Origin of the sequence: Variovorax sp. Varisp41 (assembly GCF_047325085.1) — a bacterium.
Lineage (GTDB): Bacteria > Pseudomonadota > Gammaproteobacteria > Burkholderiales > Burkholderiaceae_C > Variovorax.
The window spans coordinates 1,951,769-1,965,778 of sequence record NZ_CP168540.1 but is presented as its reverse complement, the minus strand read 5'-3'; the positions used below and the strand labels follow the sequence as shown (position 1 = coordinate 1,965,778).

General features: G+C 71.0%; 10 protein-coding genes and 1 pseudogene. 3 read left to right on the top strand and 8 right to left on the bottom strand.

All coding sequences use genetic code 11. From position 1 onward, the window contains the following. Nucleotides 1-3 precede the first annotated feature (3 nt). Together ACEN9J_RS09265 and ACEN9J_RS09260 are read right to left on the bottom strand one after the other, a co-directional pair. Nucleotides 4-930, bottom strand: coding sequence for an ABC transporter substrate-binding protein (locus tag ACEN9J_RS09265; protein ID WP_413763893.1), 927 nt, complete (start codon nt 928-930; stop codon nt 4-6). A 45-nt stretch (nt 931-975) separates the two neighbouring features. Then, on the bottom strand, nt 976-1,830 hold the full coding sequence (locus ACEN9J_RS09260) for a PA4780 family RIO1-like protein kinase (protein WP_413763892.1): 855 nt from the start codon (nt 1,828-1,830) through the stop codon (nt 976-978). Nucleotides 1,831-2,083: 253 nt separating this feature from the next. Between ACEN9J_RS09260 and ACEN9J_RS09255 the strand changes: the two are divergent. Continuing rightward, nucleotides 2,084-2,887: pseudogene (locus ACEN9J_RS09255) on the top strand (PaaI family thioesterase); the annotation flags it as partial. Here ACEN9J_RS09255 and ACEN9J_RS09250 read toward each other — a convergent pair. The 5 genes from ACEN9J_RS09250 to ACEN9J_RS09230 form a co-directional block, all read right to left on the bottom strand. After that, nucleotides 2,806-3,009, bottom strand: coding sequence for a hypothetical protein (locus ACEN9J_RS09250; RefSeq protein ID WP_413763891.1), 204 nt, complete (start codon nt 3,007-3,009; stop codon nt 2,806-2,808). The pseudogene ACEN9J_RS09255 and the gene ACEN9J_RS09250 overlap by 82 nt on opposite strands. A gap of 52 nt (nt 3,010-3,061) precedes the next feature. Continuing rightward, nucleotides 3,062-4,909: a reverse transcriptase family protein gene (locus ACEN9J_RS09245; RefSeq protein WP_413763890.1), complete on the bottom strand. Its 1,848-nt coding sequence runs from the start codon at nt 4,907-4,909 to the stop codon at nt 3,062-3,064. A gap of 370 nt (nt 4,910-5,279) precedes the next feature. Then, nucleotides 5,280-6,995 carry an SWIM zinc finger family protein gene (locus ACEN9J_RS09240; protein WP_413763889.1) on the bottom strand — a complete coding sequence of 572 codons (1,716 nt, stop codon included), beginning with the start codon at nt 6,993-6,995 and terminating at the stop codon, nt 5,280-5,282. Next, nucleotides 6,992-10,096, bottom strand: a complete 3,105-nt coding sequence (locus ACEN9J_RS09235; protein ID WP_413763888.1) for a hypothetical protein — start codon at nt 10,094-10,096, stop codon at nt 6,992-6,994. Before ACEN9J_RS09235 ends, ACEN9J_RS09240 begins: the two co-directional genes overlap by 4 nt. 206 nt (nt 10,097-10,302) lie before the next feature. Beyond that, entirely contained in the window at nt 10,303-11,067 is a 765-nt protein-coding gene (locus ACEN9J_RS09230; protein WP_413763887.1) for a DUF1266 domain-containing protein, read from the bottom strand. A 157-nt stretch (nt 11,068-11,224) separates the two neighbouring features. Here ACEN9J_RS09230 and ACEN9J_RS09225 point away from each other — a divergent pair, with 157 nt between their 5' ends. Further along, nucleotides 11,225-12,334, top strand: coding sequence for a hypothetical protein (locus ACEN9J_RS09225; protein WP_057597152.1), 1,110 nt, complete (start codon nt 11,225-11,227; stop codon nt 12,332-12,334). Continuing rightward, nucleotides 12,331-12,744 (top strand): hypothetical protein, encoded by a 414-nt coding sequence (locus tag ACEN9J_RS09220; RefSeq protein WP_409976586.1) that lies wholly within the window; start codon nt 12,331-12,333, stop codon nt 12,742-12,744. The genes ACEN9J_RS09225 and ACEN9J_RS09220 overlap by 4 nt, the downstream gene beginning before the upstream one ends. A 22-nt stretch (nt 12,745-12,766) precedes the next feature. Here the strand turns inward: ACEN9J_RS09220 and ACEN9J_RS09215 are convergent, their stop codons facing one another. After that, nucleotides 12,767-13,978, bottom strand: a complete 1,212-nt coding sequence (locus tag ACEN9J_RS09215; RefSeq protein ID WP_413763886.1) for an NAD(P)/FAD-dependent oxidoreductase — start codon at nt 13,976-13,978, stop codon at nt 12,767-12,769. Nucleotides 13,979-14,010 lie beyond the last annotated feature (32 nt).

Sequence of the window (14,010 nt, the reverse complement as noted above, 5' to 3'; positions counted from 1 at the left end):
TCCTCAGGAGCGTGGATCGCCGAGCCGCACCAGGCAGTCGACGATCGCATCGGCCGCCTCGTCCAGCCGCGGACCGGGCCGCATCATCAGGTCGAAGCGCGCCGCCGCGAAGCTGCAGACGCGGCCGCGCTTGATCGCGTTCATCGCCGACCAGCCGGGCCGCGCGGCCATTGCCGACAGCTCGCCGAGCGCCGACACCATCAGCACGTCGGGGTCGGCGCGCACCACGAACTCGGGGCTCATCTTCGGGAACGGCCCCAGCGTGCCGGGCACCGCGTTCGCGAGGCCCAGGCGCGCGAGCGTCTCGCCGATGAAGGAGCTCTCGCTCGCGGCCGCCATGCCGCCATGCACCTCGAAGTAGACGCGCCGGCCCTGCCAGCCAGCGGGCACGCGTGCGCGTGCCGCGTCGAGGCCGGCATCGAGCCGGCGCCAGTAGGCCTCGCCCTTGCCGGGCTGGCCGGTGGCGCGCGCCACGGTCTCCATCACGCGGCGCATGTCGGCATGGGTCTTGGCATCGAGCGCCAGCACGCGGATGCCGAGCCGCTCGAGCGGTTCGGCGGCACGGCTGCGCGGGCGCAGCAGCACCAGGTCGGGCTTGAGCGCGACGATGCGCTCGATGTTCGCGTCGTCGATGCCGCCCACCTGCGGCAGCCGCTGCACCGCCACCGGCCAGTTGGCATGGCGGTCGATGCCCACCAGCCGGTCGCAGGCATCGAGCGCGCAGACGGTCTCGGTCAGCGAGGGCATCAGCGAGACGATGCGCCGCGCGGGCGCCGGCAGCTCGAGCACGCTGCCGCGGTCGTCGTCGAGCCGCACGCCCGCATGGACCAGCGCCGGTCCGCCGAGCGCGAAGGCCGCGGCCAGCGAGAGCGCCGAGGCGAAGTGGCGCGCGGGACGCGGGGAGGGCGCGAGGTCGGGGGACTGGAACATCGGGGCGGAAGGAAGGCGGGACTGCGCCGATTGTCGCCGCCGGGCTCAGGGCTCGCCCCGGTTCGCCAGCCGCTCGCGCCGGCGCGCCTCCTCGGCGCGCGCATCGTTTACTGCGCGCAGCACCTCGCCGAGGTCGACCGGCCCGGCGTCGCGCGGCGGCGCGCCGCTCAACGGGGTTTCGGGCCGCAGCAGGCCACGCTCATAGAGATGCCAGATCTCCTCGCCATGGCGCGTCTCGTGCAGCTCGGGCGCGAAGCGGCCGAAGAACTCGCGCAGGTTCGCCACGTCGCGCAGCAGCATGCGCTGCGCATGGTTGTTGCCCGCGGCATCGACGGCCTGCGGCAGGTCGATGATCACCGGGCCGCCGGCGCCGAGCAGCACGTTGAACTCCGAGAGGTCGCCGTGCACGATGCCCGCGCACAGCATGCGCATCACCTCGCGCACCAGCGTGGCGTGATGGCGCCGCGCGTCCTCGGGCGTGAACTCGACATCGTTGAGCCGCGGCGCGGCCGCGCCCTCGGCATCGGTCACGAGCTCCATCAGCAGCACGCCTTCCCAGAAGCCGAAGGGCTCGGGCACGCGCACGCCCGCGTCGGCCAGCCGGTAGAGCGCATCGACCTCGGCGCTCTGCCAGTGGCTCTCGGTCATGCGGCGGCCGAAGCGCGTGCCCTTGGCGATGGCGCGGCGCTCGCGCGAGTTGCGGATCTTGCGGTTCTCGGTGTAGTCCACCGCTTGTCGGAAGGCCCGTTTGTCGGCCTCCTTGTAGACCTTGGCGCAACGGGCTTCGTCGCCGCTGTGCACGACGTAGACCATCGCCTCCTTGCCGCTCATGAGCTGGCGGCTGACGCTGTCGATCAGGCCTTCGTCGACCAGGGGTTGGAGTCGGGGCGGGATCTTCACTGCGCGGCCTCCTTCTTCGTGAAGGAAGCGAGCGCGGCGAAGCGCAGGGTGAAAGAGAAAACGAAACGATGCCGCGCGTGCGCGGCTGCTGTATCGAGCATGGGTGTGGGCACCTTGATTCGGAAACGAAAGACCGGGCGCCGCACGCGATGGCGCGCGCGGCGGGCTTGGCGAATCTCGGGCGGGGCGGCGTCGCGTGCAGCGCGGGGGCTGCGACGCTCAGCGAGGCGAAGGCATCAGCGGCGTGCGCGCAATGCGGTCGAGCGGCCGGGCACCGAGACGGTGGTGGGGGCAAGGACTGGCTTGTTCATTGCGTACCTCCTGTGGTGCGTGGTTGTCGAGGGTTGCGAATGTAGTCGCATGCGCGGCAACTGTGAAGCAGGTTGTTGGCACGAGGCCGGCGCTGTGTTCGGCGCGCGACAGCGCCACCTATCGCACATGGCTTCAGGATTCGACAAGGAATGCGTGGCGCGGACGCCCGAAACCATCGTCTTCGCAGCATGCAATTGCTAAACTGGTTGCCACAAGAAGATGCATGAGAACGCACCCTCGCGTGCCGCTTCTCTCGATCCGATCCGCACCGCTTTCGAGATCTTTTCAAATGACGCCTGAACAACGACTGGACCTGTGGCTTGCCGAGGAACGCGAGGTAGTCGAATTGCTTAATTCGGGTCCCGGTGTCGGCGTGGCACGGCCCGCGCAGCTCGTCGGCAAGAGCGGCCTCGAAGTCATGCACGCGATGATGAACGGGCAGCTTCCCTATGCGGAGTTCGCCAAGCACCTGAGCTTCTATGCCATCGCGGCACGCCCGGGCTCGGCCGTGTTCCAGGGCACGCCGCAACGCGAATACCTCAATCCCATGGGCACCATCCATGGCGGCTGGATGACTTCGATCCTCGATTCGGCGCTGGGCTGCGCGGTGCTCGCATCGCTGCCGCCGGGGCAGGTCTACACCACCGCCAGCCTCGAGACCCGCTACGTGAAGGGCCTCACGCTCGACGTGCGGCGCGTGCGCGCCGAGGCCACCGTCACGCGCATCGAAGGCCGCATGGCGCTGGCCGAAGCCAGCCTGGTGGGGCCGGACGGTACGCTGTATGCCAAGGCCACCACCGAGTGCCGGCTGTTCGACATGCGCGCGCCGGCGCCCGCCGCCGTGTCGAGGCCGTCGACATCGGCCACGTCCTCGAAGCCAATCGCCCTTCGGGGCTATTCGCTTTTGGGGCCGGCCTTTTCAGGCCAGCATCTTGCGCAGCACCGCCGAGAGTCCCGAGCCGGCGATCAGCGCGATGAAGAAGCGCATCCAGCCGGCCTTGCGCTGGTAGATGTTGGCGACCCAGATCGCGCCCGTCACGAGGCCGATCAGCCAGGCATCGCGCAGCGACAGCAGGAAGCCCAGCACGTAGGTGCCCTGTATCGCGATGCTGACCCACAGGCCCAGCAGCGACAGCGCGCCGCGCGGCTTCGCGGGTTGCGCGGCCGCGGCGGGTTCGGCCGGGCGCGTGTCGTTGCGTGGCGGTGCCTGTTCGACTCGCCGTGCCTCGTCCTGCGCGCGCTGGCGTTCGCGCTCGGCCTCGCGCTTCGCCTTCTTCTCGGCCGCGATCTGCTCGGGCGTCTTCTCGAGCACCGGCTCGGGCGCGCGCGCGGGCTGCCACCACGTGGGCAGGGGCGCGAGGCCGGCGGCCGACTGCTGGCGGAAGTGGCCCGCGGGCAGCGGCGCGCGGGCCGGCGCCGGCGCGACGGCGGGCGCCGACGCATGCTTCGCGGCCAATGCCTTCACGCGCCGCAGGTAGGGCTCGGCGCGCGCGGGATCGGCCATCGCGATGAAGTTCGCATAGCCGCGCAGCGCGGCGACCACGTCGTGCTGGCCGTTCCAGTGCAGCCCCTGCGGACCGTGGCGCTCGGCCTGGTGCAGCACGGCGCGAAAGCGCCGCAGGGTGTCGCGGTCGGTCGAGAGCTTGTCGTTGACCACGATGCCGGTCACGTGCTGCTGCTGGTGGCGGCGCATCACCTGCTGTTTCTCGGGATGCACCATGAGGCCCTCGCTGGCCACGATCTGCTTGGCGCGCCACAGCAGCTTGCCGACATCGCTGCCATGCTCGGCATCGGCCGAGAAGCTCAGGTCGTCGGCATAGCGCGTGTAGCGAAAGCCCAGCTTGGCGGCGCAGGCGGCCAGCCGCGCGTCGAGCCGGCGGCACAGCAGGTTGGTGAGCATCGGGCTGGTGGGCGCGCCCTGCGGCAGCACGCGCTCGCCGCGCGCGACGAAGTAGCGCTCGCCGTCGAGCTCGACCTCGTCGGTCGGCGCCTCGGTCGCGAGCAGCGCGAACAGGGTCGCGACCTGCGGCGAGTAGCCGAGCTGGCGGAACACGCCGCGCACGCGGCGCAGGCCGATCGAGGGAAAGAAGTCCTGGAGGTCGAGGTTGACCACCACCGCCTGCCCCACGTGCGGCGCGGCATTGCTGAGGATCGAGCGGCCCGGCAGGAAGCCGTGCACCGCTTCGTGCACCGGCACCTTGGCCAGCACGTTGTCGAGCATCCAGTACTGCGCGCGCTTGAGCCGCGGCATCGGCGCCGAGATCCGGCGTTCGCCGCCGGTCTTCTTGGGCACGGTGAAGCGCTGGTAGTGGCTCACGCGCGCGACTTCGCGGTGCCAGGCCAAAAAGCGCAGTTCCCCGAGTTCCAGGCCCATGGCGCGCGCGAGGTCGGTGGCGTCGTGCAGCGCCGGCAGCGCATGGCGCGCGAGCGACTGTTCGTCGCTGCGTGCCTCGTTGAGCCCGCCCGAGACGCCTTCGCCCAGGTACAGCAGCTCGCGCTGGCGCCGGCCGTGCCAGTCGAGCGCGCGCGCATGGCGCTGCTGCGCGAGCCGCTGGCGCGTTTCCTCGCGGCGTTCGCGCGCCCGCGCCATGCGTTCCTTGCGCATGGCCTTGAGCGCGGTCTCGCGGTCCTCGATGCCACGCAGCTCGATGCCGAGTTCGCTCAGCGCTGTCTGCAGCTCGCCCTCGCGGCGGATCAGTTGCGCCTCGACCGTGGGCTGCGCCGTGTCGCGCGGCCAGAAGCCCAGGCGCTGCATCTCCTCGAGCACGACCTCCTGCTTGGAGCTCGCGCGGATGCGCGCATAGAGCTGCTCGCGCGTGAGCGCCGAATCGGGTACGGAGGAGGGAGGGGTGGGTCATGGGCGGTGTGCGCCGCATGGACCGATGCACTGGAAGAAAAAAGATGCGAACGGGACGGGAATCTCGTCGAAGAGCCTGAGGACTGGACAGCTCCACTCGACGCCGTACGCGCATGGTGGCGCGATGAGCTTCGAAGAAGCCGCACCGTCATCGCGCCACCATGCGCGTACGGCACAGTGAAGAGATGTCCAGTGAAGCCTGGGAAGTGCTGAGATCGAGGATGGCGATGCGCCATCCGGATTGCAAGAGCCTTCCCGCCCCGCTCGCAAAACCAGTGTATCAGCCGATGCTTGCAGTCCTTTCTTCCGAGTCGGTCGCGGGCGTCGGTGCGCCCGCGGTGGTGCCAAGGGCCAGCGCGGCCGAGGCCGTGGCAAGGCGCAGCGCGAGCATGTGTTCGCACGGCCCCTTCGTCATGCGCAGGCGGATGAAGTGGTCGCACTGGCATTCGCCGGTGGCCACGCGCTGGTCGGCATCGAGCTGCAGCCGCACCTGGTACTGGCGCGAGGACTTGGTGCCGCACAGGCCGCTGAGCAGCAGACCGCCGTCGGCACGAGCCTCGACCTTCGCGTCCTTCAGGCGCCCGGCCTGCACCAGTTCGGCCGCGGCCGCTTCCTCGGGGCTGGCATGGCGCAGCCGCTCCATCGGCAGCGGCTCGCGGCTCAGTTCGCGCAGGCGCCACACGCTGTGCGCGATGTCGTACACCACGCGCCCGGCCTGCACATAGCCGCCGAGCGCCGACTCGACCGTGAGCGGCGAGAGCCCGGTGGCCGCGGCCAGCTCGGCGGTGGTGGCGCGCCAGCGTTCGCCCAGCGCCGCGAACACGCGCAGCAGGCTGTCCTGGTCAACGTCGTGGCGCGGCTGCAGCAGCTCGAAGTGGCCGTTGCGCGACCAGTCGTTGGCGGTCCAGCCCGACAGGCCCAGCGTGAACTCCATGTCGGGCAGCCGCGCGACCCAGAAGCTCGGCATGCCGGTGCCCAGCAGGTGCACCGTGAAGCCCTGCGCCACCGGCACCAGCCGTTCGAGCTGCAGCAGCCGGCGCCGGCCCCAGACGCGGATGTCGATGTCGGCGGGCGCATCGTGCGAGGAACGCGGGCACACCAGTTCGTGGCCCCAGGGCTCGAACAGGATGCGCACCGGCTGCCCGGGCCGCAGGATGAAGCGCAGCGAGCGCGGGCCCGCGCGTTCCTTGCGCCGCCGCAGCACCAGGCAGATGTTGTGCACGTCCATCGGGTGCAGCTGCAGCCGGTGCGCGGGCAGCAGCATCGCGCTGCTGACCTGCAGGAAGCCGCGCACCCAGCTGTCGGGCACCTCGATCTTCGGTTCGTGGAAGGCCGGGTCGTTGCCGCTCTGCACCTGGAAGCCGCCGGGATCGATCGCCAGCCGCGTGGCCTTGTAGTCGCGGATCTTCTGGAACTCGTCGTAGAGCGACTCGGAGTAGTCGACGTTGGTGGTGCCGAAGGCATGGTCGCTCACGCGGTCGAAGACCTCGTGGCCGCAGGAGAACATGCCGTAGCTCGACTCGTCCTGGCTGAAGCACTCGAAGAACACGCGGTCGGGATGCACCGTGATCACCGGGTCGAGCACGAACCAGGCTTCGCGGTTGACCTTGTAGAGGTGGTCGAAGTAGCGCTCCTGCGCCTTGTAGAAGGGCTGAAGCATGGCCGACTTGCGCTGGCGCAGCACGTCGAGCTCCTCGCGCAGCGGCGCCATGCGGGCCTTGAGCTCGTCGCTGCGCGCCATGTACTGCGCGAGCAGCTCGCCTTCCTGGCTCGCGAGCCATTCGAGGTAGGCGCTCTTGTCGCGCGGCTGGAAGCGCAGGTCGCCCACCACCACGTCGTGCAGCGCCGACATGCCTTCGCGAAACGGCAGGTGGCGGTTGACCTCGCCGATGAAGTGCACGGGCGCGCGCAGGGTGTCGGGCGCGAACTGCAGCGCGGTGCTGGTGGGCGTCTGCTGCGCGCCCGAGTGGCCGAAATAGCGGTACTGGAACTTCATGCGGCGGGACCTCCGGCGACGGCGGCCCGGCGCGGCGCGACGGCGCGCACGGGCGCGGCCTGCAGCGGGTTCTCGAGCGCCGGATAGCGTTGCTGGATGCTGCGCAGGCCGGCCACGTAGCGGGCGCGCTCGGTGATGGCGCCGCTCACGGCCTGGCGCGCGAACACGCGCGCGACGATGCGCGCGGCCTCTTCGGACTGTTCGGCCTGCGCCGCGAGGAACTCGCTCACGCGCGCCTTCGCGAGCCGGCCGCGGTTGGCCTGCGAAAGCACGGTGAGGAAGTAGGGCTCGAGCCGCGCCAGCACCTCGGGCTTGCCGCCCGCGGCGGCCGCCAGCCAGTTGGTCACGAACAGCTGCATGCCGCTCGAGGGATGCTGGCTCAGCTGCAGCATGTAGGTGGTGACGTCGGTGAGTTCGAAATGCGCCGTCAGCAGTTCGCGGCCCAGGCGCTGAGCGCCGGGATCCTTGTGGTCGCACAAGCGCACCAGCAGCGCGGGCGTCCATTGCGGCGACTGGCCCTGCGCCGCGAACCACTGGCGCGCCCAGGCGAGCGCGTCGTCCCAGCGGCTGTCGAAGATGCGCAGCGCGTCGTCGAGCTGCGCGAGCGTGCGCTCGGGTTGTGCGGCGAGCTGCTCGCAGGCCCATTGCCGCGCGGCGGCGGCATCGACCAGCCCCAGGCTCGCGGTCTGCAGCACGTCGAAGGCTTCGGCCGGCTGCTGCGGCAGCAGCCAGGCGCCCAGCCGTTGCGCGCCCTTGCTGCGCGCCTCGAGCAGCCGCACGGTGGTGGCGCTGTCGCCCGCGCGCGTGTGCGCGGCCAGCGGCCCGCACAGCCACTGCAGCAGCGAATCGAACACGCCCTCGGCCGCCTCGGTGCGGAACAGCTCGTCGCGCAGCATCGGCATCAACGCCGCGCCGAAGTCCGGGTGATCGGGCAGCAGCTGCGCGAGCTTGGGCGCGACCGCGCTGCGCACGCGCGGCATCGGGCTGGCGCAGAACACGGCGAACAGCGCGGGCTGCGCGAGCAGCGTGTCGTCGGGCAGCGCGGTGAACAGGCGCACGCCGGCACCGCGCAGCCGTTCGTCGTCCGACTGCAGCAATCGCGTCAGCACCTCGATCGGCAGGCCCTGCACGGACGCCGGATGCAGCAGCAGCCACTCGGCCGCGAGCGCGACCATGTCGGGGCTCGCGTGGTCGAACAAGGCCAGCAGTTCGGCCAGCGGCGCTTTCGAGCCGGCTTCGCGCAGCGGGTTCTGCAGCGCCCATTGCAGGTTCTCGCAGATGGCTGCGAGTTCGGGCGCCTGCGCATCGCAGCGCGCGAGCCAGTCGAGCAGCGCGGTGCACAGCGCGTCGAAGCTGTCCGCGGCCTCGGGCTGGCCGGCCGCGGCCTGCAGCAGCAGGCGCGAGGCACGGCGCACCTCGGCGTCGGCCGAGACCAGCAGGCGCAGCAGCAGTTCGACGTCGCGGCTGTAGCGCGCCGGGTCCTCGGCGATCAGGTCGAGGGCATGGCGGCGTGCTTCGTCGAGTGGCGAATCGATCAGCGGCACGAGCCAGGGGCCGGCGGGCTCACCGGCCTCGATGCGCTCGCGCACCAGCGCCAGGGCGAAACGCGCCGTGTCGCTCCAGGTGCTCGCGAGCAGCTCGCGCAGCTGGGCGCCATCGAGTGCCTGGCAGAAGCTGCGGTTGTCCTGCAGCGCGCGCGCCGCGAAGGCATGCACGCCGGCACAGCGCGACTGCTGCATCAGCTGCAGCAGCGCCTCGGGATGGCGGTCCCAGCGCTCGGGCCAGGCCTCGCCGCGTTGCGCGCGGCGCTCGGCCGGTGGCGTCTCGCGGCGCCAGTAGAGGCCGCCGGCCAGCGCGGTCCATTCGGGATCGTGGCGGTGCAGCAGCTGCATCACGACCAGCCAGCGGCTGTAGGGGCCGCTGTGCCAGACGCGCGTCTCGCGGTTCCAGCCCGCATCCTCATGGCGCGCCGCGACGGCCGCCTGCGCATCGTCGGCCGCGAGCAGCACGCCCATCGCGAGCCGCAGCCAGTCGCGCTCGTCGGCCGCGCCGCGCAGCGAGAGCCGGCGCAGGGTGCGCCAGGTGCGGCGGCGCAGGTAGTCGTGCGTGCGCTGGCTCAGCGCGAGCCGGCTGTCGGGGCGCACGATCTCCTTCGCGATGTCGACGTAGCGGCCGCCGAGCATCGCCCATTGGCTGGTGCCGCGAAAACCCGCGCGCTGCGTTTCGATGCGCTGGTTCAGCAGGCCCAGCAGGCGGTAGTCGCCCGCGAACTCGGCGCCCTTGTAGAGCCGGCGCCAGGCGCGGAAGCTGCCCGCGGCCAGCGAGAGCTGCTGCGCCACGTCGTGCAGCGCGCTGCGCGCCAGCCCGGCGGGCTGGTTCTCGTCGAGGCCTTCGAGCAGCGCCAGTTCGAACAGCTGCTGTGTCCAGTCGGTGTGCGCGAGGCTTTGCCAGTGCGCGGGGTCGGCGAGCCGTTCGCGCAGCAGCGCGGCGCCATCGGCCACCGGCATCACCTGCGCCTCGGTCCAGGCGCGGCGCAGCGAGCCGGGCCAGTCGTCGACGACGCGCTCGGCCTCCGCGCCACGCCGTTCCGCGGGCCACAGCGCGAGCGCGGCCCAGCGCGCGATGCGCGTCACCTTCGGGTCGGTCGCGCGGCGCGAGAGTTCGACCATCGCCTCGAAGGCGCCCGCGTCGCCGCAGCGGCCGATGGCCCAGGCGATGCAGTAGTCGAGCATCGCGTCGCCGGTCTCGATCAGTTCGACCAGGCGCGGCACCGCCTGAGCGAGCCGGCGTTCGCCGAGGCGCCACACGGTGCGGCCGCGGCGCAGCGGCGGCAGCAGGCGCCAGGCATCGGGCGCGATGCGGTTCAGAAGAAGAGTGTCGGCCGCAGAAGAGGAGACGGTGGCTGGTGTCGCGGGTGCCGATGCAACGAGCGGCGCGCCTTCGAGCGCGAGGCCACGCGCGAGTTGCGCGGCGAGCGCATCGCCGAACACCGCCATCGCCTTGTCGAGCGCGAGCGGCGCGGGCGTCAGCACGGTCTCGCGCCACTGCAGTCCGTCGCGGCTGCTGCTCAGGTGCACCACCTGCCCGGCATCGGCGGGCAACTCGAACAGTTCGATGGTGACGTGTTCCGTGACCGTCGATGTCCCCGGTCTCGTTCGTGTGAGTTTCTCGGATCGAATGCGCTTCACGCGGAGGCCTCCCTGCCTTCGGTTGAATGCCCTCGATCGCGCGGTGTGGCCGATCGGGGCATCCGCCTATCTTAGGCCCTGTGCCCGCATGCTTCGATGACGCGCGAATGAGCGCCGGCTCACCACGCCATCTGCCGCCAAGGGCTGTGCTCGTGCGAGAGCAGGTGGGCGGTGGCGCGCTGGAAGGTGTCGGTGTCCTCGGCGATGCGGTCGAGGTCGTGGGTGGCGAGCCAGAACGCGCGTCCGACCACGAAGCTGTCGCCGAAGTCGCGCCACGACTGGTAGGAGGGCTGTGCCATGCGCGCCGCGCTCGCGATCGCGTTCCACGACTCCTCGGCGCGCAGCAGTTGCGCGTCCTGGATCAGCCGGTGCAGCTGCACCAGCCGGCCCATGTCCCAGGCCATGATGCTCGCGGGCAGCGGCCGCGGCAGCTTGTCGAACAGGCCTTCCTCGGCCGCTTCGTACCAACTTTCGTAGTAATCGCGCGTGCTCTCGAGATCGAGGCCGCGCGCCACCGCCTCGCCGCGCAGCGCCGCGAGATTGGCCTGCGCCACCGCGGCCGCGTCGCTTCGGCTGCCGCGATGCAGGCGCTCGACCCGCGGGTTCACCACCGCGTAGTGGGCGCGGTGGCCCTGCGAGAGCAGCGACTCCGTGACCTCGCGCGCGCTGCTGGCGTTGGTGACGCCCCAGGCCGAGGCCAGCAGCGCCACGGCGGTGGCGCGGTCGGATTCGGTGGTGAGCGCGTTGATCGGCAGATAGGACTCGGCCGCGTACACCGCGCCGAGCGCGAGGCCGCGATGCTGCGCGGGCGTCAGCGGCGTGCCGTTCTCGAGCCGATTGAAACTGAATGAAAAAAGCTTGCGGACCTTGTCCAGGAATCCCATGGCGCCGCCCCCTTGTGTTCGCCTGTGCGGGCGTAGGCTAGGTGCGCCGGGCGCGCTTCGCCAGTGCCTAAAGTCATTCGGCGTCGTGGCGCGTGCTGTGTAGCATCGCAGCGTCGTGCAATGCCACGGCGCCGTTCGTTCCATCGCATCCGCCGCCATGTCCAGCACCGAACCTCTCGCGCAATCCAGCTTCCTCTACTTCACGGGCCAGGGCTCCGACAAGGTCTACCAGGTCCACCTGCGGCCGAAGGACGAGGGCTGGGTGGTCGACTACGGCAACGGCCGGCGCGGCGGCACGCTGGCCACCGGCACCAAGACCAGCAGCCCGGTCGGCTACGAGGCCGCGCTCAAGATCTACCAGAAGGTGGTGAAGGAGAAGACCGGCAAGGGCTACACCACCGATGCCTCGGGCGCGCTCTACACCGCTTCCGAGTTCGCGGGCCGCATGAGTGGCGAGCTGCCGCAGCTGCCGACCCTCATCGCCGAGACGCAGCTCACGCGCTACCTCGACGACCCCGGCTGGGGCCTGCAGGAAAAGGCCGATGGCGAGAACCGCATGCTGGTGATCGAGGAGGACGCGGTGCGCGGCACCAACCGTCGCGGCCTGTTCGTCGACATCCCGCAGGCCTGGGTCGCGACCGCCGCGCTGCCGGCCGGCCGCGCGGTGATCGCGGGCGAGCACGTGGGCGACGGCTTCCTGGCCTTCGACCTGCTCGAGGCGGCCGGCGAGGACCTGCGCGCGCAGGCCTTCGTCGAACGCTTCCGGCGGCTCGAGGCCTTCGCGATCGCATTGCCATGGATGGCCGTGCTGCCGCTCGAGACCGAGGCCTCGGCCAAGCACCGGCGCGCGGCCGAGCTGCGTGCCGCGCATGGCGAGGGCTTCGTGCTCAAGGCGCTGGCCGCGCCCTTCGCCGCGGGGCGCAGCAACGCAAGCCTCAAGTTCAAGTTCCAGCAGAGCGCGACCTGCGAGGTGCTGCGCGTCAATGCGCAGCGCTCGGTGGCCGTGGGCCTGCGCGACGAGGCCGGCGTGCTGGTCGATCTCGGCAACGTGACCGTGCCGCCGAACGAGGCGCTGCCCGCGCCCGGCACGCTGGTCGAGGTGCGCTATCTCTATCGCTATGCGGGCGGCAGCTTCGAGCAGCCGGTGTATCGCGGGCAGCGGCCCGACATGGCGGCCGAAGATGCACTGCTGTCGCAGGTCACGCGCATCAAGGACCGCAGTGCGGTCGCGGAAGAAGAGCGCGACGATGGGAGCGACGTCGCGTGAGGGGCCTGCACCGCATCGCCTGCGGCCTGGCCATGATCGTCGCGCTCGCGGGCTGCGAGCGGCCGGAGCCGCCGCCACCGCTGAGCAAGGAGGCGCAGATCACGCGCGATGCGCCGCCCGAACTGATGTTCCGCGGCACCTTCGCCGGGCGGCCGATCCACCTGGTCGTGAACGACTGCGAGGTCTACAGCGTGCGCAGCCTCGAGGGCGGCGAGGTCGAATGGACCTCGGTGCTCAAGCCCGAGTTCTATCCCTTCTTCAGCGTCTGCCAGCGCCAGTCGCTGCAGGTCGAGGGCAGCGTGATGACGGCCCGACTGGGCCGCATGGCGGTCGGTGCCGGCGGTTGCTGCGCCACCGGCGGCACCTACCGCTCCACCGACGGCATCGCCTGGAAGCGGACCGGGTACTGACACCCGGCAGCCGCGACGCGGCTCAGGCCACGACGATGCGGCCGGGATCCGCCGAGCGCAGGATCTCGGCGCGGTCGCCGATGGGCGGATAGATCCACTCGGTGTTGATCTGGTGCTTGAGCGCTTTCGCCTCGGCACCTTCCATCTTCACTTCGCGCGACCAACCCTCGGTGTACACGGCGCCCCAGGGACCGAGGTCCAGGCAGGTCACGTACTTGGGCTGCGAATAGGCGATCTTGGGCAGCCCCAGCAGGTCGGCCGCGACGTTGTGGCCGGCCGAGCGTCCGAGCGCCATCGCGTGCTGGCACGACATCATCGCGACATTGCCATCGTCGTCGGTGGCGGCGCGCGCGGCATCGCCCGTGACGAAGACGTTCGGAACGCCCGGTACCTGCAGGTTGCGGTCGACGAGGATCCGGCCCGCGGCATCGCGCTCGGCGGGGATCTGCTGCGTCAATGCGGTCGCGCGCATGCCGGCGGTCCAGATCACCGTCGCTGCCTCGATGCGTTCGCCGCCCGAGGTGGTGATTCCTTCGGCGTCGATGCTCTCGACCTCCACGCCCAGCCGCCAGCTGACGCCCTGCGACTTCAGCGCCTTCTCGATCACCGGCCGCGGACCCGGTCCGAGGTCGGGACCGATCGCATCGGCGCGCTCGACGACGATCACGCGCGGTTCGATGTCGCCGCCCATGATCTCGCGCAGCCGCGCGGGCATCTCGGCCGCGGTCTCGATGCCGGTGAAGCCGCCGCCGACCACCACGATGGTGTTGCGCGCGAGCGAGGAGGGCTGCTCCGCGAGCTTGCGCAGGTGCGCGTCGAGCGCCACGGCGTCCTCGTACTGGTCGACGCTCAGCGCGTGCGCATGCAGGCCGGGCACCGGCGGGCGGAAGAGCTTGCTGCCCGCGGCGAGCACCAGCCGGTCGTAGGCGAGCGTCTGGCGCGCGCCCGCGGCGTCGACCACGTCGACCTCCTGCGCATCGGTGCGGATGTGGTCCACGCGTGCCGCGAGGAAGCGCACGCCGACGGTATCGAACACGGACTGCAGCGGCGCCTTCATCGCCTCCTGCGGCACTTCGTAGAGGCGAGGGCGCACATGCAGCGTGGGCTCGGGCGCGACCAGCAGGATCTCCACGCCGTCGTTCGCATGGCCTGCCATGTCGAGTGCGCGCGCGGCGCTCAAGGCGCTCCACATGCCGGCAAAGCCGGCGCCTACAACCAGGATTCGTTGGGTCATTTTGGATGTTTCGGTTCTTCGAGGTTCAGGTC

Bases quoted from the DNA above. Each gene is read 5' to 3' on its own strand.
- ACEN9J_RS09265 (WP_413763893.1), bottom strand. From the start codon at position 930: ATGTTCCAGTCCCCCGACCTCGCGCCCTCCCCGCGTCCCGCGCGCCAC.
- ACEN9J_RS09240 (WP_413763889.1), bottom strand. From the start codon at position 6,995: ATGAAGTTCCAGTACCGCTATTTCGGCCACTCGGGCGCGCAGCAGACG.
- ACEN9J_RS09230 (WP_413763887.1), bottom strand. From the start codon at position 11,067: ATGGGATTCCTGGACAAGGTCCGCAAGCTTTTTTCATTCAGTTTCAAT.
- ACEN9J_RS09225 (WP_057597152.1), top strand. From the start codon at position 11,225: ATGTCCAGCACCGAACCTCTCGCGCAATCCAGCTTCCTCTACTTCACG.
- ACEN9J_RS09215 (WP_413763886.1), bottom strand. From the start codon at position 13,978: ATGACCCAACGAATCCTGGTTGTAGGCGCCGGCTTTGCCGGCATGTGG.